At 67.7% G+C, this 23,718-nt stretch carries 21 protein-coding genes and 1 pseudogene; 7 read left to right on the top strand and 15 right to left on the bottom strand.

The annotated features are described in order from the left end of the window. From DI041_RS18575 to DI041_RS18535, 9 genes and pseudogenes are all read right to left on the bottom strand, one after another. Positions 1 to 183, bottom strand: a pseudogene (locus DI041_RS18575) (hypothetical protein); the annotation flags it as partial. Positions 184 to 218: 35 nt separating this feature from the next. Continuing rightward, on the bottom strand, positions 219 to 908 hold the full coding sequence (locus DI041_RS18570; RefSeq protein ID WP_136638548.1) for a DUF4124 domain-containing protein: 690 nt from the start codon (positions 906 to 908) through the stop codon (positions 219 to 221). 43 nt (positions 909 to 951) lie between these two features. Then, a complete protein-coding gene (locus DI041_RS18565) occupies positions 952 to 1,542 on the bottom strand; it encodes an L-threonylcarbamoyladenylate synthase type 1 TsaC (RefSeq protein WP_136638547.1) in 591 nt (196 codons plus the stop codon). A 131-nt stretch (positions 1,543 to 1,673) separates the two neighbouring features. Next, positions 1,674 to 4,160, bottom strand: coding sequence for a DNA topoisomerase I (locus tag DI041_RS18560; protein WP_136638546.1), 2,487 nt, complete (start codon positions 4,158 to 4,160; stop codon positions 1,674 to 1,676). 192 nt (positions 4,161 to 4,352) lie between these two features. Next, on the bottom strand, positions 4,353 to 5,285 hold the full coding sequence (locus DI041_RS18555) for an RDD family protein (RefSeq protein ID WP_006395961.1): 933 nt from the start codon (positions 5,283 to 5,285) through the stop codon (positions 4,353 to 4,355). A 49-nt stretch (positions 5,286 to 5,334) separates the two neighbouring features. Beyond that, positions 5,335 to 6,093, bottom strand: a complete 759-nt coding sequence (locus DI041_RS18550) for a pilin (protein WP_046983425.1) — start codon at positions 6,091 to 6,093, stop codon at positions 5,335 to 5,337. 39 nt (positions 6,094 to 6,132) lie between these two features. Beyond that, the gene (locus tag DI041_RS18545; protein WP_005411195.1) at positions 6,133 to 6,606 is read right to left on the bottom strand and encodes a DUF494 family protein; all 474 of its coding nucleotides are present in this window, start codon (positions 6,604 to 6,606) and stop codon (positions 6,133 to 6,135) included. Positions 6,607 to 6,649: 43 nt separating this feature from the next. After that, positions 6,650 to 7,777: a DNA-processing protein DprA gene (gene dprA, locus DI041_RS18540; RefSeq protein ID WP_136638545.1), complete on the bottom strand. Its 1,128-nt coding sequence runs from the start codon at positions 7,775 to 7,777 to the stop codon at positions 6,650 to 6,652. 130 nt (positions 7,778 to 7,907) lie between these two features. Beyond that, a complete protein-coding gene (locus DI041_RS18535) occupies positions 7,908 to 9,041 on the bottom strand; it encodes a LysM peptidoglycan-binding domain-containing protein (protein WP_046983423.1) in 1,134 nt (377 codons plus the stop codon). Positions 9,042 to 9,167: 126 nt separating this feature from the next. Between DI041_RS18535 and def the strand changes: the two genes are divergently transcribed. The 4 genes from def to DI041_RS18515 all read left to right on the top strand — a co-directional run bounded on the left by def (position 9,168) and on the right by DI041_RS18515 (position 13,849). Further along, positions 9,168 to 9,680 (top strand): peptide deformylase, encoded by a 513-nt coding sequence (def, locus tag DI041_RS18530; RefSeq protein ID WP_046983422.1) that lies wholly within the window; start codon positions 9,168 to 9,170, stop codon positions 9,678 to 9,680. Between the two features lie 121 nt (positions 9,681 to 9,801). Next, positions 9,802 to 10,725, top strand: coding sequence for a methionyl-tRNA formyltransferase (gene fmt / locus DI041_RS18525; RefSeq protein ID WP_136638544.1), 924 nt, complete (start codon positions 9,802 to 9,804; stop codon positions 10,723 to 10,725). A gap of 3 nt (positions 10,726 to 10,728) precedes the next feature. Then, positions 10,729 to 12,060 (top strand): 16S rRNA (cytosine(967)-C(5))-methyltransferase RsmB, encoded by a 1,332-nt coding sequence (gene rsmB / locus DI041_RS18520; protein ID WP_136638543.1) that lies wholly within the window; start codon positions 10,729 to 10,731, stop codon positions 12,058 to 12,060. Between the two features lie 22 nt (positions 12,061 to 12,082). Then, complete coding sequence (locus DI041_RS18515; protein ID WP_046983419.1) at positions 12,083 to 13,849, top strand: ArnT family glycosyltransferase; 1,767 nt, start codon at positions 12,083 to 12,085, stop codon at positions 13,847 to 13,849. Here the strand turns inward: DI041_RS18515 and DI041_RS18510 are convergent. Continuing rightward, the gene (locus tag DI041_RS18510; protein ID WP_046983418.1) at positions 13,822 to 14,943 is read right to left on the bottom strand and encodes a glycosyltransferase family 4 protein; all 1,122 of its coding nucleotides are present in this window, start codon (positions 14,941 to 14,943) and stop codon (positions 13,822 to 13,824) included. The two genes, DI041_RS18515 and DI041_RS18510, sit on opposite strands and share 28 nt — an antisense overlap. A gap of 44 nt (positions 14,944 to 14,987) precedes the next feature. Beyond that, a complete protein-coding gene (locus DI041_RS18505; RefSeq protein ID WP_136638542.1) occupies positions 14,988 to 15,806 on the bottom strand; it encodes a glycosyltransferase family 2 protein in 819 nt (272 codons plus the stop codon). Here DI041_RS18505 and DI041_RS18500 point away from each other — a divergent pair. After that, positions 15,805 to 16,863: a CDP-glycerol glycerophosphotransferase family protein gene (locus tag DI041_RS18500; protein WP_136638575.1), complete on the top strand. Its 1,059-nt coding sequence runs from the start codon at positions 15,805 to 15,807 to the stop codon at positions 16,861 to 16,863. The two genes, DI041_RS18505 and DI041_RS18500, sit on opposite strands and share 2 nt — an antisense overlap. A gap of 97 nt (positions 16,864 to 16,960) precedes the next feature. Here DI041_RS18500 and DI041_RS18495 read toward each other — a convergent pair whose 3' ends face one another. The 4 genes from DI041_RS18495 to DI041_RS18480 form a co-directional block, all read right to left on the bottom strand. Further along, positions 16,961 to 18,499: a PH domain-containing protein gene (locus DI041_RS18495; protein WP_046983415.1), complete on the bottom strand. Its 1,539-nt coding sequence runs from the start codon at positions 18,497 to 18,499 to the stop codon at positions 16,961 to 16,963. Beyond that, positions 18,496 to 18,996, bottom strand: a complete 501-nt coding sequence (locus tag DI041_RS18490) for a PH domain-containing protein (RefSeq protein WP_046983414.1) — start codon at positions 18,994 to 18,996, stop codon at positions 18,496 to 18,498. Before DI041_RS18490 ends, DI041_RS18495 begins: the two co-directional genes overlap by 4 nt. 75 nt (positions 18,997 to 19,071) lie before the next feature. Beyond that, positions 19,072 to 20,205, bottom strand: a complete 1,134-nt coding sequence (gene ribA, locus DI041_RS18485) for a GTP cyclohydrolase II RibA (protein WP_046983413.1) — start codon at positions 20,203 to 20,205, stop codon at positions 19,072 to 19,074. Between the two features lie 75 nt (positions 20,206 to 20,280). Next, a complete protein-coding gene (locus DI041_RS18480; RefSeq protein WP_136638541.1) occupies positions 20,281 to 21,201 on the bottom strand; it encodes a lauroyl acyltransferase in 921 nt (306 codons plus the stop codon). A gap of 61 nt (positions 21,202 to 21,262) precedes the next feature. On the opposite strand from DI041_RS18480, the gene dtd reads away from it, so the two are divergent. Next, on the top strand, positions 21,263 to 21,703 hold the full coding sequence (gene dtd, locus DI041_RS18475; protein ID WP_046983411.1) for a D-aminoacyl-tRNA deacylase: 441 nt from the start codon (positions 21,263 to 21,265) through the stop codon (positions 21,701 to 21,703). Between the two features lie 90 nt (positions 21,704 to 21,793). Next, a complete protein-coding gene (gene rpoD, locus DI041_RS18470; protein ID WP_046983410.1) occupies positions 21,794 to 23,650 on the top strand; it encodes an RNA polymerase sigma factor RpoD in 1,857 nt (618 codons plus the stop codon). Positions 23,651 to 23,718 lie beyond the last annotated feature (68 nt).

The raw sequence follows: 23,718 nt of genomic DNA, 5'->3' as shown, positions 1-23,718 counted from the left end.
CGCCGGCTGTGCGTTGGCCGGATCGGGTACGCGCAGTACCTGCTGCTTGCTGCCGGACGGGCAGGGCGTGCGTTGCAGCGTGGGTACGTCGCTGCTGCTGGAGGTGCATCGATACACCACGCTTGTTTCGGCCAGTGCCGCGCCGGGCAGCAACACCAGGGCCAGCCAGATCAGTTTGTTCATGCGCACAGCCTACAGGTGGTGATGCGGCGCGGCGCTCAGCGCTGGCAATCGCGCGACACGCGAGCGTCGATGCCGCGCTGTTCGTTGCTGATGGCCGTACGTTCGCTCTGCAGCGCACTGTTGTAGCGGCGGTCCAGCTCCCAGCGGCGGTCACGCAGGCGCGCGCAGACTTCCTGCGGTGGCAGCGCATGGCAGCTGTCGCGCACCAGGACGCTGCCGGCCGGAACCTGTACCCCCATGCCCACCGAGGGCGGACGATAACCCGCGCCTTCACCGATGGGGGTCCCCACCGGTGTACCGAATGCCGGACGCGGTCCGGGATAGGCCGGGCCACGATGCCCGTGCGGCAGCCAGACACTGGTCCACAACGGGACCCAGCGCGGATTGCCTTCGTTATTGTCGCTGGTATAGCGCTGGCCATCCTCGGTGACGCACTCGTACATCGGCTGTGGCGGCTGGATGTAGACGTGGCGTACTTCGCGCTCGCGGATGACCGGGGTATCGCTGGGCGGCGATGGCGTGGCGTCACTACGCACCACCCGCGGCGCAGGATCGCGCGGACGCTGCAGGTCGCGCACTTCCTGGCGGCCGCTGTTGCAGGGCTTGTCCTGCAGCGCCACGGCACCATTGCTGGCCACGCAGCGGTATACGCGCACGTCCTCGGCGGCCGGTGCGGTCCAAGGCAACAGCAGGCACAGGCTCAAGGTGGCGCGCAGCAGGTTCATGGCGGCAGGGTGCGCGATTGTCGGTGGCTGTGCAATCGTCTGCTCAGGAGCGCAGCACGTTGCCGCTGAGCGCGTCGCGGATCGGCGTCGGCTGGGCCAGGCCGCCGGTCTCGCCATCGAGGATGCCGTCGAGCAGGCGCAACAGGCGTGGGTCGAGTTCCTCGCGGCTGCGCGCCGGTGGCTCGCCGGCCAGGTTGGCGCTGGTGGACACCAGCGGGCCACCCCAGGCACGGCATAGCGCGGCCACCAGCGGGTGGGCACTGATGCGCACCGCAATGCCGCTGTGCTCGCCGGTAATCCACGGTTTGGCTCGTGGGCCGGCCGGCAGAATCCAGGTGTTGGCGCCGGGCCAGCTGGCCAGCACTGCGCGCTGGCGGGCATCGGGCAGTGCCTGCAGGCGTACCCAGCCTTCCAGCTGCGCCAGCTCGGCGGCGACCAGGATCATGCCCTTCTCGATCGGGCGCTGTTTCAGCCGCAGAACCATGTGCACCGCGGCTTCGTGCGAGGGATCGCAGCCCAGGCCCCAGACCGCTTCGGTCGGATAGGCGATCACGCCGCCTGCGCGGAGCGAGGCGACAGCGGAGTCCAGGGTGAGTTCTTTCATGGCGGCGACCGGCCCGGCGTGGGCCTTCATTATCCCCCCGCTGCGTGCAGATGGGGTGGAACCAGGCACCCCGGCAGTGCCGGCCGCTGGCCGGCATCTGATGCTTCTGGGGGTTGCCGGCCAGCGGCCGGCACTACCCCTCATCCACGCAGGGCGCGGATCTACTTCGCGGCCTTCTTGACGGCCTTCTTGACGGCCTTCTTGGCCGGCGCCTTCTTCGCAGCAGCCTTTTTCACCGCTTTCTTGGCGGGGGCCTTCTTGGCGGCGGCCTTCTTCGGTGCCGCCTCCTTCTTCACCGCCGCCTTCTTCGCAGGTGCCTTCTTGGCCGCGGCCTTCTTGCCGAAGCCCTTGCGCACCGGCTTGCCGGTTTCTTCCATCAGCTGCTGCACTTCGGCCAGGGTCAGCGACGCCGGCTCGCGATCCTTGGGGATCTTGCCGTTCATCCTGCCGTCGCTGATGTACGGACCGAAGCGGCCGTTCAGCACCTGGATGTCGCTGCCCTCGAACTCCTTGATGATCCGGTTGCGCGCGATCTCTTCCTTCTCTTCGATCAGGAACACGGCGCGGGCCAGATCGATGGTGTACGGGTCATCTTCCTTCTTCAGCGAGGCATAGGTGCTGCCGCGCTTGGCGAACGGGCCGAAACGACCGATGCCGACGCTGACGTCTTCGCCCTTGTCCTCACCCAGTGCGCGCGGCATCAGGAACAGCTCCAGCGCGTCTTCCAGGGTGATGGTGTGCATCGACTGGCCCGGACGAAGCGAGGCGAACTTGGGCTTCTCCTCGGCGTCCTCGGCGGTGCTGCCGATGGCCGCGTACGGCCCGAAACGGCCCAGGCGCACGCTGACCGGCTTGCCGGTCTTCGGGTCGGTGCCCAGTTCGCGTGCGCCGCTGGCCTCGGCGCGGTCGACCGATTCCTTCTTGTCTTCGACCAGTTCCTTGAACGGTCCCCAGAAGCGCGACATCAGCGGAATCCACTCTTCCTCGCCACGCGAGACGGCATCGAGCTCGTCCTCGAGCTTGGCGGTGAAGTCGTAGTCGACGTACTGGGTGAAGTGGCTGGACAGGAACTTGGATACCGCGCGGCCGACATCGGACGGGCGGAAGCTGCGGCCTTCCATTTCCACGTACTTGCGGAACAGCAGGGTCTGGATGATCGAAGCGTAGGTCGAGGGACGACCGATGCCGTACTCTTCCAGCGCCTTCACCAGCGCCGCTTCGGTGAAGCGCGGCGGCGGCTGGGTGAAGTGCTGGTCGGCCACGATGCGCTCCAGCGGCACGCGGTCGCCGGGCTTCATCGCCGGCAGCTTGCGGCCTTCGTCCTCGTCCTCGGCGCTCTTGTTGTCCTTGCCTTCTTCGTACACGGCCAGGAAGCCGGGCACCACCACGGTGGTGCCGCTGGCGCGGAACACGTGCTCGCTGCCGGCCGACAGATCGACGCTGACGGTGTTGAGCGTGGCCGGGATCATCTGGCAGGCCACCGCACGCTTCCAGATCAGTTCGTACAGCTTGCGCTCGTCATCGGTCAGGTAGCGCGCGACCTGCGCAGGGGTGCGCAGTGCCGAGGTCGGGCGCACCGCTTCGTGCGCTTCCTGGGCGTTCTTCGACTTGGTCTGGTAGGTGTTGGGCTGGTCCGGCAGCGAGGCGATGCCGTAGTCACGGGCGATCACGTCGCGGATCTCGGTCAGTGCATCCTGCGACAGGTTCACCGAGTCGGTACGCATGTACGAGATCAGGCCGACGGTGCCTTCGTCACCGATGGCCACGCCTTCGTACAGCTTCTGCGCCACCTGCATGGTCTTGCGGGTGGTGAAGCCGAGCTTGCGCGAGGCTTCCTGCTGCAGCGTGGAGGTGGTGAACGGCGGCGCCGGACGGCGCTTGCGCTCCTTGCTGGCCACGTCGGTGACGTGCAGCGCACCCTGCGCGGCCTGCTGGATGCGCATGCGGGCCGCCTCGGCGGTGTCGCCATCGGTGACGGTGAACTGCTCGAACTTCTGCCCGTCCAGCTTGATCAGCTTGGCGTTGAAGTGCTGCGACGGGTGCGCGCACTCGGCGGCGATCGACCAGTACTCGCGGGCGATGAAGGCTTCGATCTCTTCTTCGCGCTCGACGATCATGCGCAGCGCCGGGCTCTGCACGCGGCCGGCGGACAAACCGCGCTGTACCTTGCGCCACAGCACCGGCGACAGGTTGAAACCGACCAGGTAATCCAGCGCGCGGCGCGCCTGCTGGGCATCGACCAGGTCGCTGGCGATCGCGCGCGGCTGGCTGATCGCTTCCTTGATGGCGCGCGGGGTGATCTCGGTGAAGACCACGCGCTGCATCGGCTTGTCCTTGACCAGCCCGCGTTCCTTCAGGATCTCGGCGATGTGCCAGCTGATCGCCTCACCCTCGCGGTCCGGGTCGGTCGCCAGCAGGATGTCGTCGGCGCCCTTGGCGGCCTTGGCGATCGCATCGACATGCTTCTCGTTCTTGTCGATCACGTCGTAGTGCATGGCGAACCCGTTGTCCGGGTCGACTGCGCCTTCCTTCGGAATCAGGTCACGCACATGCCCATACGAGGCCAGGACGGTGTAGTCCTTGCCGAGGTATTTGTTGATCGTCTTGGCCTTGGCCGGCGATTCGACGATGAGCAGGTGCTTGGGCATGTCGGGAAAGGTCTGTGGGCGGACCGGGGGAAGGGGCCGCTAGGGTGGAGCAAACGGCCGCATTAGTGAAGCGGCCACGGGCAAATCCATAAACTGAACGCCCGGTAGTGTGCCGGGCGTTCAGGTTTCACCTTATTAGAGGAATCACGCCCGGCCAGCCCATGTCAAGCAGCGAGGCGTGAGGATGGTCGTTCATGAGGCCATCTTGGCGATGAAGCCGACTGCTGCCACCAGCAGGACCAGGCCCGCCAACGACAGCAGGGCGGTCAGGACCAGAACCAGGATGGTGACCGTGCCCAGTTCCCGACGCTGCAGCTGCGGCTGGTCGGTATAGGCCCAACGGTCGACCACCAGAGTGTCGCATATCATGTCGTGCAGGCCCTGCTTGCGTTCGGTGAACGCGGCCATCAGGAAGCCGATGCCGAGGGTGAAGCTGCTCAGCAGCATGGCCCAGTAGCGACCGAAGGCGCGGGCCTTGGTGAGGCGCTCGCCATTGCCGCGCACGACCTTGATGCCGACCGCCATCTTTCCCAGCGTGGCACCGCCCCGCGAGGCATGGAACCAGGTGTAGTAGGCCATGCCGATGCCCAGGTTGATCAGCGCACTGGCCAGCTGCGCGACGATTTCGATGGACGATTCGCCACTGCCGACCGCGCCCATGCTGGCGCCGAGGACCACGCCGAGGATGGCACCGATGATGCTGCCCGGGATGACCAGCACGAAGTAGTCGATCATGTAGGCCGCTACGCGCTTCCAGAAACCGGCGTAGATCACTTCGCCGCCCATCACCGGCTGTACATGGCCGGCGGTACCGGCGGCGGCCGGCGCGTTGTACGGCGAGCTGCTGATGGCGCCGGTGCCGGGCAGCGGCGCGGTGCCGTTGTCGATGGCGGCATAGTCGCCGCGCAGGTCGAAACCGCCACTGCCGGTGGCAGTGCTGGCATCGGCCAGCGTCTGCAGTCCGAGCTCGTCGACCACCTGGCGCAGCGCAGCCCACTGCGCCATGCCCTCATGCCAGACCAGGGTGTCCAGGTTCAGTTGGCCGCGCTGGAAGCGCTGGCGGATCTCCTGGACCGGCAGGGGGCCCTGGCGTTGCTGTCCTTCGGCGTAATACCACTCAGTCATTGCATGTTCCCTGTTGGGTCGTCCTTGGAGGGGCTGGCGTGCGTGCGGCTCAACCGCGGCACGACGGCGGCAGGTACTTGTCGTCGCTTTCGCCGGTGCATTCCCAGCGGCCGCTGTCGCGGTCGTATTCCAGCCACAGCAGGTCGCCGTCGATGCTCTTGCCGGGCACGGCCAGGGTGGCTTCAATACCGCAATGGCCGTTGTTGAAGCGGCCGATGTTCACCGCCGACAGGCCGGCATGGGCGAAGTCGCCCGGCGCCGGGAAGCCGGCGTCGTTGGCGCCCGGGCAACGACCTTCGTCATCGGCGAAATGCTGCACCTGGTCCTTCAGCGGTTGCAGCACGGTCACCGCGCCAGCGACCTTGGCACGCAGGGTGTAGTCGTTGTAGGCCGGCAGGGCGATCGCGGCAAGGATCGCAATGATCGGCACAAGGACCAGCAGCAGGCCGCCGCCGATGATGGCGGTGAGCGCGCAGCCGGAGAGCTTCTTTTTCGGAGGCGGCAGGGCCGTCGTCGCCGTGCTGGTGGCATACGGTGTGGACGGCGGCAGTACGGGCGGCTGCGGCGGAGGCGGCGCTGTCGCCACCGCTTCCGGCTCGGGTTCGGCGGCGGCCGCAGCGACATCCAGTGCCGGTACGATCAGGCCGAGTTCGTCGACGACCGTGCGCAACGGCTGCCATTGTGGCAGCCCGTCGCGCCAGACCAGGGTGTCCAGGGAGATCTGGTTGTTGCGGAACAACTCGACCAACTGTTCCGCCGGCAGCGGGCCTTGCTGCCGGTTGCCTTCTGCGTGGAACCACTCGCTCACGGGGACGCTCCTGAATGCGCTATGCCCCCAAGTGTACGGTCAGTGCAGGGGTTCTGGCTCGTCCATGAACATCTGCGTTTCCATCCAGGCATAGGCCGCTTCGGAACCGGGCTGGTTGAACAGCACCATCAGCACGACCCATTTCAGGTCATCCAGGTCCAGTTCGTCCTGGTCCAGGGCCATGGCCCGGTCCAGCACCAGCTCGCGCTGGTCGGCGTCGAGGATGCCGTGCTGTTCCAGGTACAGCAGGAAACCACGGCATTCCACGTCCAGCTTGTCCAGCTCGGGACCGTGGTAGACGCGCACGGGGCCATCGACCCTCGCCTGGGCCACGCTCGGCCGCTGCGCGGCCAAGGCGTCGAGCCAGTCGAACGCCTTGTTGATCTCGGTTGGGCTGAAACCGGCCTGGATCAGGCCGTTCTGCAGCGAATCGCGGTCACGGATCAGGTCCGCATCTTCGCTGAAATAGTGTTCAAACAGGTACAGCAGTACGTCCAGGATGCTCTCTTTCATTGCCCCTCGGCCTGCGTCGCGCGACGCTGTGGAGGTGAAGAAACTAGGGAGTTCGACAGTAGCGGCCGTGTACGCACACCACGATTCCCGCCAGTTCCATGGCCAGCAGCATGGAGGACACCTGTGACGCCGTCAATCCACAGCGCGTGATCAGTGAATCCATACCGCTTGGGTTGTGGTCCAGGGTCCGCCACAAGCACTGGTAGTCAGGGTCGTCGGCCCAGCGCGCCGGCAGGAGCGCCGGCGGTGCCTGTTCAGTGGGGGTGGCCAGCCGCGATTGCAAGCCCGGCAGCTGTTGGCGCAGGGCCGGGGCCAGCAGCTCCAGCACTTCCTCGGGGCGCTCGACCAGCGCTGCGCCTTCACGGATCAGCCGGTGGCAACCCGACGCGCGTGGATTGAGCACCGAGCCGGGCAGGGCGCAGACCTCGCGCCCGGCCTCGGCGGCCAGGCGGGCCGTGATCAGTGCGCCCGAGCGTTGCGCTGCTTCGACCACCACCGTGGCCAGCGCCAGCCCGGCCACCAGCCGGTTGCGCGCCGGGAAATGGCCTGGGCGTGCCGGCGTGCCCGGCAGGTACTCGCTGAGCACCACGCCTTCTGTGGCGATCCGCGCCTGCAGCCGGGCATGGCTGTCCGGGTAGGCCCGGTCGGGGCCGGTGCCGATCACTGCCACGGTGCAACCGCCGACCTCCAGCGCGGCCAGGTGGGCGGCGGCGTCGATACCGGCGGCCAGCCCGCTGGTCACCGCCAGTCCGGCTTCGACGAAGCAGCCGGCAAAGCGTGTCGCCAGCGCCCGCCCACCGGGCGTCGGCGAACGGCTGCCGACCAGCGCCACCGAGGGGCGCCAGGCCAGGCTCGGGTCGCCGGCCACGAACAGTGCCAGTGGCGGGTTGGGGACGTCCAGCAGGGACGGAGGAAAGGCCGGATCGTTGAAGGCCAACAGATGGTGGTTGTCGTCCAGCAGCCAGCGCAGGCCCGCCGCCCAGGTCCGCGTATCGGGGCGCTCCAATGCCGCGCACTGTTCCGGGGTGCAGCCATGTGCACGCCATCCCGCCACGCCCAGCGAGATGGCCGCGCCCGCATCGCCCTGGCTCTGCAGCAGCGCCCGCCGTTGCGCCAATGCGCCCCCCGCCATCACCAGGCGCAGCAGCGCCTCTTCAGCTTGCTTGGTCATTCCCCACTATCGACCAGATGCAACAAAGGCGCCCTAGGGCGCCTTCGCGTGTGATCGTCAGGTTTTCCCGGAGGTGGCTGCCGGCCAGCGGCCGGCACTACCTGGGGTGGCCGGGGCAGCCCGGCAACGGTTACTTCGCGTCCGGATGCAGTGCGTTGTAACCCACGCGCACCGGCTTCACGCCCTGCATCACCAGTGCGTAGCTGACGTTGTCGAAGGTACGGAACACCATCGCGTGCGCGGCGTACTCATCCGGCAGCGCAACACGGCCAACGTTGCCGCTGAGGGCATCGTCCATACGCGACGAGGTCGGGTACTTCATGCGGTCCGCCACATGGCGGCCTGGCCGCCACAGCGAGAACACGGTGCCGTTGTCCACGCCCTGCGCGCGGCCGGCCGAAATCGCGATCACGTCGCGCGGACCACCGGCGGTGAACATGTCGGTCACTGCCAGCACGCGCACGTCGACGCCTTCGACGCCGGCAGCGGGCACATGCGGCACGAACTGCAGGTCGTAGGGCCGGGCCTCGATCGGGACCAGGCGGTCGCCGACACGTACTTCGCGGCCGCCTTCGTTCCTGTCCAGGACCAGGGTGGATGCCTGGACTTTGCCGCCAGCGATCCGGGTGATGGTGCCGGTGCCGACCTGGGCCAGCTCATAGCCGAGCACGCCGCGGCGGTGGTTGGGCGCGCTGTAGGCCTGCCACAGGTTGCCGCTGCCCGGGGTGACGTCGCCATTGGCGGTCAGGTCCTCGGTCGGCTTGGGCTGGGAGTAGCGCACGGTCGGGCGGACCACGGCCCAGCGCTGGCCCAGCTGGGCGTCGGCCAGGCGCACGTAGACGGCGTGGCCGCTGGTGGCACGCAGGCGTTCTTCTTCCAGGCCGGCCACGGCGGGCAGCTGCTCGATGCTGTCGACCACGCTCAGCTGCTTCAGGAACGGCTCGACCTGGGCCAACGGAATGGCGTCGATCGGAGCTTCCTGGCGCGGGCCGGGCTTGGCTGCGACGGTCACCCGGTCCAGATAGGCCAGGCTGAGCACGTCACCGGGATAGATCAGGTGCGGATTGGCGATCTGCGGATTGGCCTGCCAGATCTCCGGCCACAGCCACGGCTTCTGCAGGAAACGTGCGGCGATATCCCACAACGTATCCCCTTTTCGGACCACATAGGTGTCCGGGTGCCCGCCATTCACTTCCACGGCGGTAGCATAGGCAGCCACGGTCAGCATCGCCGCGGCGACGACCGTACGAAAACGAAGCAACATAGGTGTGAAGCCCTGATTCCCCAACAGGTCCGCGCACTATAGTCCAGAAACCGGGGCGCAAGGCAAGCGTTGCAGCTAGAATCTGCGACGTATGCCGGCGTGCCGGCCCCCAATCCGGAAATTGCCATGGCTCTTCTCCCCATCCTCGAGTTCCCCGATCCGCGCCTGCGTACCAAGGCTGCGTTGATCGACGCTGCCGAAGTCACCACGCCGGCCTTCCAGGAACTGATCGACAACATGTTCCAGACCATGTACGACGCGCCGGGCATCGGCCTGGCCGCCACCCAGGTGGACGTGCACAAGCGCTTCATGGTCATCGACGTCAGTGAAGAAAAGAATGAACCGCATGTGTTCATCAACCCGGAAATCGTCGCCAAGGACGGAGGCCGGGTGTACCAGGAAGGCTGCCTGTCGGTGCCGGGCATCTTCGCCGACGTGACCCGTGCCGACACCATCACCGTGAAGTACCTGGACCGCAGCGGCCAGCAGCAGGAGCTGGAAGCCGGTGAAGTGCTGGCCACCTGCATCCAGCACGAGATGGACCACCTGGACGGCAAGCTGTTCATCGACTATCTGTCGCCGCTCAAGCGCGAGATGGTCCGCAAGAAGCTGGCCAAGCAGCGCAAGCACGTGGCGTGATCGCCAATCCGGGCCGCCCTTGGGGTGGCCCGTGCCTGCGCGGCAAGCGCGGGCTGTACGGCGCCGGCCGACGGCGCCGTTTTTCTTTCCTGCACGAATCCATCCTGCAAGTGGGGTAGCCATGAGGATTGTCTTTGCCGGTACGCCGGAATTCGCGGTGTCGTCGCTGCGCGCGGCCGCGCGTCATCACGAGGTCGTCGCTGTCTACACCCAGCCTGATCGCCCCGCCGGCCGTGGCCGTGGCCTGGCGCCATCGCCGGTCAAGCTGGAAGCCGTTGCCCGTGGCATCCCGGTCTACCAGCCGGAATCGCTGAAGGACGAGGCCGCCCAGCAGCAGCTGCGCGACCTGCAGCCGGACCTGATGGTGGTGGTGGCCTACGGCCTGATCCTGCCCAAGGCGGTGCTGGCCATTCCGACCCACGGCTGCTGGAACGTGCATGCCTCGCTGCTGCCGCGCTGGCGCGGTGCCGCGCCGATCCAGCGCGCGATCCAGGCCGGCGATGCGAAGACCGGCGTGTGCCTGATGCAGATGGAGGCCGGCCTGGATACCGGCCCGGTGCTGCTGCACCAGGAACTGCCGATCGCCGCCACCGATACCGGTGGGCAGCTGCACGACAAGCTGGCCGAACTCGGCGCGCAGGTGCTGTCTGACGGCCTGGGCCTGCTGCGCGCGGGCATCAAGCCGGTCGCGCGGCCGCAGCCGGAGCAGGGCGTGACCTACGCGCACAAACTGGACAAGGCCGAGGCCCGGCTGGACTGGGCACTGGATGCCGGCGCGCTGGCACGCACCGTGCGTGCATTCAACCCGTGGCCGATTGCCGAGGCGAGCCTGGCTGGCGAACGCGTGCGCATCCATGGCGCAGTGGCGCTGGATCTGTCCCATGGCCAGGCGCCGGGCACGGTGCTGGCGGCCAACCGCGACGGTATCGACATTGCCTGCGGCCAGGGCGCGCTGCGCCTGCGCGTGCTGCAGCGTGAAGGTGGCAAGGCGATCACCGCCGCCGACTACCTCAACGCCCGCCGCGACCTGCGCGTGGGAGCATAAGCGGTGTCGAAGCAGAACGATTTTTCCGTCGCCAAGGCGGCGCCGGGCGCAGCCACCCGCATGCTGGCTGCACGCGTGCTGGCGCAGGTGTTCACCCGCGGCCGTTCGCTGAAGGCCGAACTGGCCTGGGCGCTGCCCAAGCTGGCTGACAGCCGCGACCGTGCACTGCTGGAAGCGCTGTGTTTCGCGGTCCTGCGCCGCCGCAGCACCTATGACGCTGCCCTGCAGGGCTGGATGCAGAAGCCGCTGTCGGCCCGCGATGCCGACCTGCGTACCTTGCTGATGGTGGGCTTTGCCCAGCTGGATGTGCTGGAACTGCCTGCGCATGCGGCACTGTCGGCCACGGTCGATGCCGCGCGTGCGCTGGGTCGCGAGCGCCAGGCCGGCCTGGTCAACGCGATCCTGCGCCGTGCACAGCGCGAGGGTTTCCCGGAGCAGCCCGCACGCGATGCCTTCCCGGAATGGCTGGCCGATGCGATTGAACGCGACTGGCCGGCCCAGGCCGAGGCCGTCTTCACTGCCAGCCTGCAGCCCGCGCCGCTGTGGCTGCGGGCCAACCGCCAGCATGGCGGCCGCGACAAGGTGCTGGCAACGCTGGCCGAGGCCGGTATTGCTGCCGAAGCCAGTGCGCTCAGTGCAGATGCATTGCGGTTGGCAGTCCCCGTTGCGGTGAACCAGCTGCCGGGGTTCGCCGAAGGCGCGTTGTCGGTGCAGGACCTGTCGGCGCAATGCGCGGCCGATGCCCTGGCGCCGGCGTCTGGTGCGCGCGTGCTGGATGCCTGCGCGGCACCCGGTGGCAAGTCTGCGCACCTGCTCGAACGCGATCCGAGCCTGCGCCTGCTGGCACTGGATATCGATGCCCGTCGCCTGGCGCGCGCACGCGATACCTACATCCGCACTGGCGTGGGTGAGCACGTACAGACCCTGGCCGCAGATGCCAGTGATCCAGGTTCATGGTGGGATGGCGTGCCGTTCGACGCGATCCTGCTGGATGCGCCGTGCTCGGCCACCGGCGTGATCCGCCGTCAGCCGGATGTGATGTTCCACCGCCGCGCCGAGGACATCGATGCGCTGGTCGGCGTGCAGGCGCGTTTGCTGGAAGCCTGCTGGTCGATGCTGCGCCCGGGCGGCGTGCTGCTGTACGCCACCTGCTCGATCCTGCGTGCCGAGAACATCGACCAGGTCCGAGCGTTCCTGAAGTGGCATCCGGACGCGCTCGCGCAGCCACTTGATGACACCTTCGGCGTGGATTGCGAAGGTGTGGCGCGGCAGAGACTGCCGGGTGAAGACGATGCTGACGGTTTCTTCTACGCGCGTCTGTTAAAAGCAGCCTGACCCCGCTGCCGCTTCGAGGCCCATGCTGAAATCCCCCGCGTCACGCCAGACCGGGTTGTTGGTGGTAATGGCCCTGCTGGTGCTGGGGGCCGGGCTGGGCCTTCGCGATCCGTGGCCCTCTGACGAGCCACGCTTTGCGCTGGTGGCCAAACAGATGGTCGACAGTGGCCACTGGCTGTTCCCGCAGCGTGGCACCGAGCTGTATTCGGACAAGCCTCCGATGCTGATGTGGTGGCAGGCCACGCTGTATAGCCTGGTCGGCCACTGGCGGGTTGCCTTCCTGTTGCCCTCGCTGATCGCGGCGCTCGGTACGCTGTGGTGCGTGATCGACCTGGGCAGACGGCTGTGGACGCGGCAGGTCGGTCTGTATGCGGGCTGGGCGCTGCTGTTCGCACTGCATTTCACCTTCCAGGCGAAGAAGGCGCAGATCGATCCGCTGGTGGTGTTGTTCATCACCCTGGCCAACTACGGCCTGCTGCGACACCTGCTGCTGGGCCCGGCCTGGCGCTGGTGGTGGCTGGGCTGGTTCTTCGCCGGCATCGGGGTGATCACCAAAGGCGTGGGCGTGCTCGCGCTGATGATGATCGTGCCAGCGGCGATCGCCTCGGCGCTGCACTGGCCAAGGGTGCGACTGCATGTGGGTGAGGGCCGCTTCTGGCTGGCACCACTGGCGTTCCTGCTGGCGTTGTCGCTGTGGCTGGTACCAATGCTGCTGGCTGGCCTGGCGACGGGCTCGGAGCAGTACCGTGCTTACGCGGGAGACATCCTGTTCCGGCAGACCGCGCAGCGCTATACGCAATCCTGGGACCATCACCAACCGTGGTGGTACTTCCTCGGGATCATGCCGTCGCTGTGGATCCCCGCATTCCTGCTGCTGCCCTGGGCGGTTCCGGCCTGGTGCCGGCGCCTGCGCCGCCGCGACCCGCGCTACCTGCTGCCGTTGGCCTGGTGGCTGCTGGTCGTGCTGTTCTTCTCGATTCCCCACGGCAAGCGTGATGTCTACATCCTGCCGGCACTGCCGATGTTCTGCCTGGCGCTGGCGCCGTTGCTGCCGGGGCTGCTGAGGCGGCGTGATGTTCAGGGCGTGCTGGCGGCATTCACCGGATTGCTGGCTGCGGCGCTGGTCGTGGCCGGGGCACTGGCGCTGCTGGGCGATCCGGCCTTCGAAGTGCGCCTGACCCAGGGTCGCGGCCTGGCACCCGGCGCCATCGATGCGCTGGCATGGGCGGCGCTGGCGATGGGGATCTGGGCGGCCCTGAGCCTGTGGGTGTGCGGTCGCCGTCGCCATCACTACGCCCTGGTCTCGACCCTGGCTGCCGTCTGGGTGCTGTACAGCCTTTTGGGCTATCCGGTGCTGAATGATTCCAGTTCGGCACGTGGCCTGATGCGCGAAGTCGGTGCACGCATCGGCCCGGAGGCCGAGCTTGGACTGGTGGCGTGGAAGGAGCAGAACCTGTTGATGGCTGATCGCCCGGCGGCGACCTTCGGCTTCGAGGAGCGTTGGCATGAACAACTGCAGGCCGCTGTGCGCTGGCAACGGCTGGTTCCGCAACGACGCTGGCTGCTGGTCAACGAGGATGCGATGCAGGCGTGCATTGATCGGTCGCGCGCGGAAATGGCCGGTATCTCCAATCGGCGGCGCTGGTGGCTGGTGCCGACGCCGGCAATCATGGGCCCCTGCAGGCCATCGGCGGCGGAACTCGAACGGGAGCGGCGCCTGCAGGGCCCGGCGCTGCGGATTGAGCGCGCCGGTGCCGCCGCTCAGGTCCCGGCCAGCGCAGCCTGGTAGCTGGCCAGCGTGGCATCAGCGAACGTCTGCAGGCCGAACTCACGCTCTGCGTGGCGACGCGCCGCCCGACCGTGTTCCGCCAGCGTATCGCGCTGCTCATACAACGCCTGCAGTTGTGCGGCGATGGCGTCGATGTTGCGGGTGGCCACAACCCAGCCATCGACACCCTGTTCAATGTTTTCCGGCAGGCCCGCGTAGTCGCTGACCAGCATCGGCTTGGCGCTGGCCATCATCTCGCGGCAGGCGAAGGAGATTGTCTCGACATCGTGGGACAGCACGAAGCCGACATCACCGGCGGCGATCAACACGCGGGTATCGGCCAGCAGGCCGGTGAAGTGCACCTGCGCAGCGACTTCCCCCAGGGCCTGCACCTGTTCGCGCTGCTGCGGGCTGGGCAGATGGCCGGCCACCGCCATGTGCACGTGCGGGCGGATCGCATCGGGCAGGCGCGCGATGGCCTGGCCCAGGTCGATCCAGCCCTTGTAATCGTCGGTGCCGGCATTGCTGACCAGCACCAGCGCCTGCGGATCCTGCGTCCATTGCTGGCGCAGCGCGTGGCCGCTTCCGGAGGGCAGCGGCGAGTAGCGCTCCAGATCGACACCATTGCGCACCACATCGATCGGGCAGCGCCGGTACGGGCCCTGCTGCAGCAGGCGCTTGGTGTCGGCCGATACCGCGATCACGCGATCGGTTGCCCAGCGTGCACGCAGCGCATTGCCGAAGGTGCCGGTCGGCTTGCTGTTGTGCTTGGTCAGCACGATCGGCGGGTGGCGCATGCCGAGCAGGCCCTGCATCACGAAGCGGTGGTCGCGTGCGCCATTGACGTGGATCAGGTCGATGCCTTCATCGCGGACCAGCCGGCGCAGCGCGCGCTGTTCGGCCAGCTGCTGCGGCAGGGTGGGCAGGCCGCTGCCGAAGGCCAGTGGCAGCGTGCTGGCGATGCTCTCGTCGGCCACGGTCCGCAGCAGGCGGCTGTCGGCCGGTGCAGCGACATGCAGCGTGTGCTGGCCATGCAGCGCACGCGCCAGCGAGACGATGTACGTGGTGTGGCCGCCACCGTCGCCGTAGTGGAAGTTGGTGTACAGGATTTTCATGGGGGAGTCTTCAGGCAACGCGCGGGCAGTGTGACACAGCAGGCTCAGGGCCGGTCCGGGCGGACCGCCGGGTCGGCCACGGCCTGACCGTTGCCCAGCATCCACAGCATGATGGTCTTCTGGCGCACGTAATTGGCGCGAACATAGGCGTAGACCAGGCCATGCCAGCCGTCGCGGAAGCCGCCGCGGAACAGGAAGCCGCGCCAGAACCGCCAGGCGGGCGCCAGCACCAGCTTGCCCAGGGTGGCGCGCTTGCCGCGTGCGAATTCGTGCTCGGCCATCATCCGCGCGTACTTCTCGGTCTTGGCCAGCTGCTGCTGCAATGAGCGGTAGGGGTAGTGGATCAGGTCGCCCTGCAGGGTGCCGACGCTGCCGTCGACACTGGCCGCCTCGTGGATCTCGCGCTTGCCGCGCCAGCCCCCCTTGCGGCGGTCGAACAGGCGCATCACCCGGTCCGGGTAGGCGTTGCCATGGCGCAGGAACCTGCCGAAGTACTCCGACAGGCGGGCGAAGCGGTAGCCAGCATGGCCGGTGAAGCCACCGTCACGGGCCTGTTCGATGGCCGCGCGCAGTTCCGGGCTGATGCGCTCGTCGGCGTCCAGGCACAGCACCCAGTCGTGCGTCGCCTGTTCTACGCAGAACGCCTTCTGGCTGCGGAAACCCTCGAACGGGCGCTGCAGCACCCGGGCGCCGGCGGCCTCGGCGATGGCCACGGTGGCATCGGTGGAATACGAGTCCACCACCACGATCTCGTCGCAGAAGGGCAGCGAGGCCAGGCAGTCGCCGATGCGCCCAGCCTCGTTGAACGCGATAATGCAGGCCGAGATGCGAGGCCGTTCGATGGGAGCGGTCGTGGAGGACATGATGGCCGGGTACCTGTTGTTTGCGACGGAGCGTTATGCGCTGCCTATTCTCGCCCCGTTGGCGCAGGCCTTGCACGCCTCCGGGCAGGAGGTGGCAGCCTGGTTCGAGGACGGCGCCGCGGGCAGTGCTCTGCCGGGGGTGCCCAACATCGGCCTGAAGCAGGCCCTGGCGATGCGTCCGCGAGCGGTGTTCAGCGCGGCCAACTGGGTGCCGACCTTCCTGTCCGGGGCCAAGGTGCAGCTGTTCCATGGGTTCAATGTGGAGAAGCGGGACAGTGCGCGCGGCCACTTCCGGGTGCGCGGCATGTTCGACCTGTACTGCACCCAGGGCCCGGCGACCACCGCGCCGTTCCGCGAGATCGCCGCCCTGCAGGGCCATTTCGCGGTGGCAGAGACCGGTTGGCCGAAGCTGGACCCGCTGTTCCGCGACGATGGCGGCGAGAGCGCTGCGCTGCGCGCGCCGGCAGATGGGCGCCCGGTGATCCTGTTTGGCTCGACTTTCACCGAGCGACTCAGTGCGGCCCCCCACCTGCATGCGCAGATCGCTGCCGACATCGCCGCCGGTGAGCGCTACTGGCTGCTGACCCTGCACCCCAAGTGCCCGCCGGAGCTGTTCGAGCGCTACCGTGCGCTGGCCGGTGCCAATGCCCGTTTCATCGAGCCTGAGCAGGTGATGGCCGCGCAGCGTGCTGCCGATGTGCTGGTGTCGGATACCTCGTCGATCGTTTCGGAGTTCATCGTCCAGCACAAGCCGGTGGTGACCTTCCGCAACCGCGTGCCCAAGCCGCACATGATCGACTTCGACGATGCGGCGCAGCTGCCGGCAATGCTGCAGCGTGCGCTGCATCCGGACGCCGCGCTGCAGGCGGAGATCGTGCGCTACGCCGATACCATCCACCCGTATCGCGATGGCCTGTCCAGCGAGCGGGTGATCACCGCCACCGAGGATTTCCTGGCTGGCGAAATGGGCGCGCTGCGCCGCAAGCCGTTCGGCACCTGGCTGCGCGATCTGCAGATCCGCAAGGACCTGGGTTATTGGGGCCGGTCGCAGCGTTGAGGTAGTGCCGGCCGCTGGCCGGCAACCCGGGAAATGTCTGCAATTGCCGGCCAGCGGCCGGCACTACCTGCTACATGTCCGGAATCCGACCCTGCCATCACCAGCGCAGCTTGCGCCGTGCCAGCGCCGCAGCCAACTGCTCCATCACCTGCTGCGCCTGCGCGCGCGGCAGATGGTGCAGGGTCAGCGCCACATCACCATGTGCGCCGGCGGTGTCCAGCTGCAGGCTGCTGGTGCCCAGCAGCTTGTCCAGCGGCGAACGCTGCAGGCGAAGGCCCTGCACCTTGTCCAGTTCGGCCCAGCGCCACCAGCGCTTCCACCAGCCGCCGCGCACCGCGACGTATTGATCGTCCAGGTACCAGCCCATGCGCGCCATCTGCCGGTGCGCGACCAGCAGTGCCACCGGCAGCCAGGCCAGCACGACCAGGCCCCAGGGCCCCCAGCGCCAGTACCCGGCCGCGGCCAGCAGGGGCACCAGCAGCAGCGCGCCCAGGCACAACCGCCACCAGCCACGCTGCGGAATGGCGTGCCATTGCAGCGGCGGCCACTGCAGCTGCGGCAGCAGGTGCTGCACCAGCTGCTCACAACGCGTACTGGACGCCAGCGGCGCAAGTTCGCGCAGGGCGCGGTCCTCATCGCGAGACGGCCCACCAGCGGCGCTGTCGATGCGCAGCTGGCGCAGGCCGAACCAACGATGCAGGGTGCTTTCGCGCAGCGTCCAGGCCTGGATGCGGCGCCGCGCCACGCTGCTGCGGGTGCGGCTGAGCAGTCCGGCCGATACGGTCAGGCGGCGCTCCTGCTCACTGAGGGTGAAGCCGTGGTAGCGCAGCAGGGTCAGCACCACCGACAGCGCACGCAGTCCCAGCCAGCCCAGCAGCAAGGCCGCGGCCAGCAGCAGGAAGGCGCCGGCCACGCCGGGGTGCAGGTGGCTTGCATAGCCGAAGGCCTCGCGGCCGCCGCGCTGGAGGGCGTCGTCCATCACCGGCCGCGGCACGGTCTGGAACAGCACGCCGAACGCGGCGATCGCCAGCGCCCAGCCGCGGTTGGAGAGAAGGCCCATGCGCACCACGTCCCAGCTCGACAGGCGCAGCAGCACATGTTCGCTGTCAGCGTCGGCCACCTGCCCGGATGTGGTCACGTCGCCAGCCTGCGGTGCTTGTCCGCGCTGGCGCACCAGCCGTTCCAATGCCAGTGCCTGGTCCAGCTTCAGTACCCGCATCTCCGCTTCCGGACGCACGCCGCCAGCCGATTCCAGGCGCAGCTCGGCCACGCCGAACAGGCGATGCAGCGGGTTCTGCCGCACTTCCACGTTGTGGATGCGGGCGAATGGAATTTCCCGCCGGTTGCGCGCCAGCAGGCCGCTGCGCACGGTGATCGCATCGCTGCCGATGCGGTAGCGATAGCTGAGGTACTGCAGCACCGATACCAGCACCAGCACGGCAATTGCCGACAGTGGAATGAGCTGGGCCCACATCGGATCGCGGTCACCGCGCTGGCCGAACACCAGTAGCGCCACCAGCGGCAGGAAGTAGTGGCGCAGCTGCATCAGCAGCACGAACAGCCACGACCACGGGTGCAGGCGATGATCCTCGCCACCGTTGGGCAGCGACGCGGGCAGGGGTGGCGGCTGGCTCACAGGGCGTCGGCGTCCTGGTCGAGCTGGTGCGAGAGGGTGTCGCGCAGGCGCTCGGCATCGGCCTCGTCCAGGCCGCTCACGGTGACCGCGCTCATGCGGGTACCGGCGGTGTGCACGATCAGCGTGGCCAACCCGGCACGGCGTTCCAGCGGACCGCGGCGCAGGTCCAGGTGCTGTACGCGCGAAATGGGAATGCGCGTTTCCAGCTGCCACATCAGATCGCGGCGCAGGCCCAGTCCCTGCGCATCCAGGCGCCAGCGGGTGCGGGTCAGGCGCCGGCGGCCGAGCCAGGCGCCGAAGGCGATGCCCACCAGCAGCCCGACCACGGCGCCCCACAGGCCGGCGGGCAGATCGAAGAACCACCAGGCCGCTGCGAGCGGAAGGCCCGGCACGAACAGGCCGCCGAATGCGCCTTCCAGTGCTGCCAGGCGCGCGGCGCGTGCTGGCAGCGCCTGCCAGTCAGAGGTGAGCGGTGCAGGTATCGAGGCTTCGGTCACGCGGGCTCCGTCAGGCAGCAGGGCAGGCGATGGCGGCGACGACCGCACCGCGCAGACGGTAGCAGGTCGGCCGTATTACTGGGCAGCCTGGATCAGCGCGTCGACATCGAGCATGTGGCCGGCGCGGTCGGCCTTGGTGCGCAGGTAATGCTCGTTCTCGGCGGTGATCTCGCCGGTGACCGGGATGCAGTCCAGCACCTCGATGCCGGCATTGCGCAGGCGTTGCGCCTTGGTCGGATTGTTGCTGAGCAGGGCCACGCGCGCGATGCCCAGGCCACGCAGCATCGCCACCGCGCTGCCGTAGCGGCGCTCGTCGGCACCAAAGCCCAGCTGTGCATCGGCATCGATGGTGTCCAGGCCGTCGTGCTGGTAGCCGTAAGCACGCATCTTCGCGGCGATGCCGGTGCCACGGCCTTCCTGGTCCAGGTACAGCAGTACGCCGCCACCCAGTTCCTTCAGCTTGCGCAGGCCACGCCGCAGCTGATCGCCGCAGTCGCACTTGAGTGAACCGAACAGGTCGCCGGTCAGGCACGAGGAATGCACCCGCACCGGTACCACGGCTGACAGGTCCGGTTCGCCGACGATGATCGCCACCTGGTCGCGCTGGGCCACGCCACCGCGGAACACCGCGAAGGTGGTCATGCCGACGTCGCGCAGCGGCACCGGTGAACGCGCCACCAGCTCGTAATCGTGGGCGGCATGCGCCGCGCCTTCAGCCAGGTCGCACAGCGCCACTTCGGCGGCACCGTCGAAGGTGCGGTCATCGACGTCCAGGCGCACCGCCACCATCGCCGGCAGCAGCAGGCCAAGGCGGGCCAGTTCCACTGCGCCGGCATCGAAGGCGTCACCGGCGCTCCAGCCGTCCGGCATCGGGCCCGGCTCGCGCAGGTAGCCCAGCGAGGGCAGGGCATCGAAGGCGACACCGGCCAGCGGCAGGCGCGCGCCCTCCGCGGCCTCCACCCCGAGCACGCGGGCGCGGGTGGCGGTCAGGAACAGGTAGTGGCGCTCGCGCGCGGCAGTGGCGAAGGCCGCGAAACTGCTGGCGGTGGCGCTGTCCAGCGCGATCACCGCCAGGCGCTGGCCCTGGCCATCATGGAGCAGGACCGGGCGACCGGCGCGCAGTTCGGCCACCGCGCGCTCGCAGCGGATCGCGGCCGGATCGCCGAACAGGGAAGAAGCAGACATGGCAGGACCGGGGGAGGCAGACATCGGTGTCTCTATGGGGGCGCCAGCGTCGTATTCAACGTGCTGCGGCGGTCTGTCGCAGGCCGGCGGGAGCGGCTTTCAGTGTGGATGCTCTTCGGTCGCATACGGGTCTTCCTCGTCGCTGCCCGGTGGTCGCAGGGTATAGCGCTTGTAGGTCCACTGATACTGCGCCGGGTCGCGGCGGGCGATCCGCTCGATGCCGGCGTTGAGCGCGGTGGCGGCCACCTGCGGGTCCGGGTCGGCCACGGACGGGTCGGTCGGCTCGATGTGCAGCGCGAATTCCATGTCCGGGCCGATCCGCTCGCACCAGCCGTACAGCACGGTGGCCCCCGTGCGTTCGGCCAGGCGGTTGACCAGGGTCATGGTCAGTGCCTGCACGCCGAAGAATGGCACGAACACGCCATCGCCGGCCTTGGGCTGCTGGTCGGGCAGGATGCCGGTGGCACCGCCGTCCTTGAGTACCTTGAACAGCTGGCGCACGGCCGGGCCTTCGGCGCGCACCTGCTGCACGTTCTGGCCGCCGCGCACGATCTGCAGGAAGGCGTCGCTGGCCTCGTCCTCCGGCGGCTTGTAGACGATGGCGATCTGCCCGCGCGAGGCCAGCCATTGGTTCAACAGCTCCCAGTTGCCGAAGTGCGGCGCGGCCACGATCACGCCCTTGCCACTGGCCAGCGCCGCGTCGTACAGGGCTTCGCCGTGGCGCTGCTTCAGGTGCAGGCGCAGGTTGTCGGCGGGTTCCTGGCTCCACAAGCGCAGGGTCTCGATGGCCTGCAGGGCGGTGGAGCGCAGCAGCTCGCGGTGCAGGCGGTCGCGTGCGGCGCCGTCCAGTTCTGGATAGGCCAGTTCCAGGTTGCGCCGGGTGACGCGGCTCTCGCGGGCGTTGAGATTGATCCACGCCCACGCCAGGCCGCGCGCGAATCCCCGCAGCAGCGGCCAGGGCAGGCGGGCGAACAGGGTGGTGGCGCGGTAGACCAGCCGGGCTTTGCGTTGCGGATTCATCGGCGCCAGTTTAGCCAAGGGCGCTGCTATCGTGGCCGGCCCGTTCATTGGAAGCCCGCAGATGCTCGTCCTGATCCAACGTGTCAGCCAGGCCGCCGTCCATGTCGATGACGAAGCGGTGGGGCAGATCGGCCCCGGCCTACTGGCGCTGGTGGGGATGGAGCCGGGCGATACCGAAGCCCAGCTGCAGCGGATGGCCGAGCGCCTGCTGGGCTACCGGGTGTTCGCCGACGAGGCCGGAAAGATGAACAGATCATTGCGCGACACCGGTGGCGGGCTGCTGCTGGTCAGTCAGTTCACCCTGGCCGCAGATACCCGTTCGGGCATGCGCCCGAGTTTCACCAGCGCCGCTCCGCCGGCAGAGGCTGAACAGGGGTTCAATCGATTTGTCGAGATCTGTCGTGAAAATCACGCGCCGGGGGTGGAAACGGGCCGATTTGGTGCCCATATGGTCGTCAGCCTGGTCAATGACGGTCCCGTGACCTTCCTTCTCAGGCCCTGAGCCTGCGGGACCACCGCCCGGCAGGCGGGGCCCCGGGCTGGTATAATGCTACGTTCCCTATTTCCCCCTAGCCGGTGGCGCGAGCACTACATGGCCAACGAACGTCCTGCCCAATCCGAAATCAAGCAACTGATCAGCAAGGGCCTGGAACAGGGCTACCTGACCTACGCCGAAGTCAATGACCATCTGCCGGACGACATGGTCGACCCGGAACAGATCGAAGACATCATCGGCATGATCAACGGCATGGGCATTGATGTCCATGAAGTTGCGCCGGATGTCGAAACCCTGCTTCTCAATGACGGCAACACCGGTAACCGCGAAGTCGATGACACCGCGGCCGAAGAAGCTGCCGCCGCACTGAGCGCACTCGACACCGAAGGTGGCCGTACCACCGACCCGGTGCGCATGTACATGCGCGAAATGGGCACCGTCGAGCTGCTGACCCGCGAAGGCGAAATCGCCATCGCCAAGCGCATCGAGGAAGGCCTTTCGCAGGTGCAGGCCGCACTGGGCCAGTTCCCGGTGTCGGTCGAATCGCTGTTGAACGATTACGAAGCCCACAAGGAAGGCAAGAAGCGCCTGGCCGAAGTGATCGTCGGCTTCAACGACCTGGCTGAAGAGGTGGCCGCCCCGGCCGCGCCCGCTGCCTCCGATGACGGTGACGACGCAGACGCCGACGCTGACGAGGAAGAGGACGATGATGTCGAGGGCGGCGATGAAGAAGCCGCACCGACCGGTCCGGACCCGGAGGAAGTCGCCGCGCGCATGCAGGCGCTGAGCGATGCCTTCAATGCGTTCAAGAAGGCTGTGGCCAAGGGCGACAAGAAGAGCCTGCTGAAGCTCCGCGAGGAGATGTCGGCGGTGTTCGTCACCCTGAAGCTGCCGCTGCCGCTGACCGACGTGCTGACCAAGCAGCTGCGCGACACCATGGCCGGCATCAAGGCCCATGAGCGCCGCGTGCTGAACCTGGCGACCGTCACCGCACGCATGCCGCGCAAGGATTTCATCCGCTCCTGGGAAGGCAACCAGACCAACCTGGAGTGGGTGGAAGACGCACTGAAGCGCAAGCAGAAGTGGTCATCGGCCCTGCGCGAAGTGAAGGATCAGATCATCGCCGAACAGCAGGCGACGATCGACATCGAGAAGCTGACCCAGCTGGACCTGGACGATCTGAAGGAACTCAGCCGTGCCATGGCCTACGGCGAAGCCAAGGCGCGCAAGGCCAAGAAGGAAATGGTCGAGGCCAACCTGCGCCTGGTGATCTCGATCGCCAAGAAGTACACCAACCGCGGCCTGCAGTTCCTCGACCTGATCCAGGAAGGCAACATCGGCTTGATGAAGGCCGTGGACAAGTTCGAATACCGTCGTGGCTACAAGTTCTCCACGTATGCGACCTGGTGGATCCGCCAGGCCATCACCCGTTCGATCGCCGATCAGGCGCGCACCATCCGTATCCCGGTGCACATGATTGAAACGATCAACAAGTTGAACCGCATTTCCCGCCAGATGCTCCAGCAGTACGGCCGCGAGGCCACGCCGGAGGAGCTGGCCAAGGAAATGGACATGCCGGAAGACAAGATCCGCAAGGTGATGAAGATCGCCAAGGAGCCGATCTCGATGGAAACCCCGATCGGTGACGACGAGGATTCCCATCTGGGCGACTTCATCGAGGACACCAACGTGGAGTCCCCGATCGAGAACACCACCAACATCAACCTGTCTGAAACCGTGCGTGACGTGCTGGCCGGCCTCACCCCGCGTGAAGCCAAGGTGCTGCGCATGCGCTTCGGCATCGACATGAACACCGACCACACGCTGGAAGAGGTCGGCAAGCAGTTCGACGTGACCCGCGAGCGCATCCGCCAGATCGAAGCGAAGGCCCTGCGCAAGCTGCGTCACCCGAGCCGCTCGGAGCAGCTGCGCAGCTTCCTGGATATCGACTGACGCGTATCCGCTGCACATGAAGTACCTGACAGACCCCGCGCAAGCGGGGTCTGTTTTTTTTGCCTGCG

The organism is Stenotrophomonas maltophilia (assembly GCF_004920835.1).
Classification (GTDB): Bacteria; Pseudomonadota; Gammaproteobacteria; order Xanthomonadales; family Xanthomonadaceae; genus Stenotrophomonas; species Stenotrophomonas maltophilia_AQ.
The sequence above is the reverse complement of the archived record's forward strand: the minus strand, read 5'-3'. Positions and strand labels throughout refer to the sequence as shown.

Bases quoted from the DNA above. Each gene is read 5' to 3' on its own strand.
- DI041_RS18570 (WP_136638548.1), bottom strand. From the start codon at position 908: ATGAACCTGCTGCGCGCCACCTTGAGCCTGTGCCTGCTGTTGCCTTGG.
- DI041_RS18565 (WP_136638547.1), bottom strand. From the start codon at position 1,542: ATGAAGGCCCACGCCGGGCCGGTCGCCGCCATGAAAGAACTCACCCTG.
- DI041_RS18560 (WP_136638546.1), bottom strand. From the start codon at position 4,160: ATGCCCAAGCACCTGCTCATCGTCGAATCGCCGGCCAAGGCCAAGACG.
- DI041_RS18555 (WP_006395961.1), bottom strand. From the start codon at position 5,285: ATGACTGAGTGGTATTACGCCGAAGGACAGCAACGCCAGGGCCCCCTG.
- DI041_RS18545 (WP_005411195.1), bottom strand. From the start codon at position 6,606: ATGAAAGAGAGCATCCTGGACGTACTGCTGTACCTGTTTGAACACTAT.
- dprA (WP_136638545.1), bottom strand. From the start codon at position 7,777: ATGACCAAGCAAGCTGAAGAGGCGCTGCTGCGCCTGGTGATGGCGGGG.
- DI041_RS18535 (WP_046983423.1), bottom strand. From the start codon at position 9,041: ATGTTGCTTCGTTTTCGTACGGTCGTCGCCGCGGCGATGCTGACCGTG.
- def (WP_046983422.1), top strand. From the start codon at position 9,168: ATGGCTCTTCTCCCCATCCTCGAGTTCCCCGATCCGCGCCTGCGTACC.
- fmt (WP_136638544.1), top strand. From the start codon at position 9,802: ATGAGGATTGTCTTTGCCGGTACGCCGGAATTCGCGGTGTCGTCGCTG.
- DI041_RS18515 (WP_046983419.1), top strand. From the start codon at position 12,083: ATGCTGAAATCCCCCGCGTCACGCCAGACCGGGTTGTTGGTGGTAATG.
- DI041_RS18510 (WP_046983418.1), bottom strand. From the start codon at position 14,943: ATGAAAATCCTGTACACCAACTTCCACTACGGCGACGGTGGCGGCCAC.
- DI041_RS18500 (WP_136638575.1), top strand. From the start codon at position 15,805: ATGATGGCCGGGTACCTGTTGTTTGCGACGGAGCGTTATGCGCTGCCT.
- DI041_RS18505 (WP_136638542.1), bottom strand. From the start codon at position 15,806: ATGTCCTCCACGACCGCTCCCATCGAACGGCCTCGCATCTCGGCCTGC.
- ribA (WP_046983413.1), bottom strand. From the start codon at position 20,205: ATGTCTGCCTCCCCCGGTCCTGCCATGTCTGCTTCTTCCCTGTTCGGC.
- DI041_RS18480 (WP_136638541.1), bottom strand. From the start codon at position 21,201: ATGAATCCGCAACGCAAAGCCCGGCTGGTCTACCGCGCCACCACCCTG.
- dtd (WP_046983411.1), top strand. From the start codon at position 21,263: ATGCTCGTCCTGATCCAACGTGTCAGCCAGGCCGCCGTCCATGTCGAT.
- rpoD (WP_046983410.1), top strand. From the start codon at position 21,794: ATGGCCAACGAACGTCCTGCCCAATCCGAAATCAAGCAACTGATCAGC.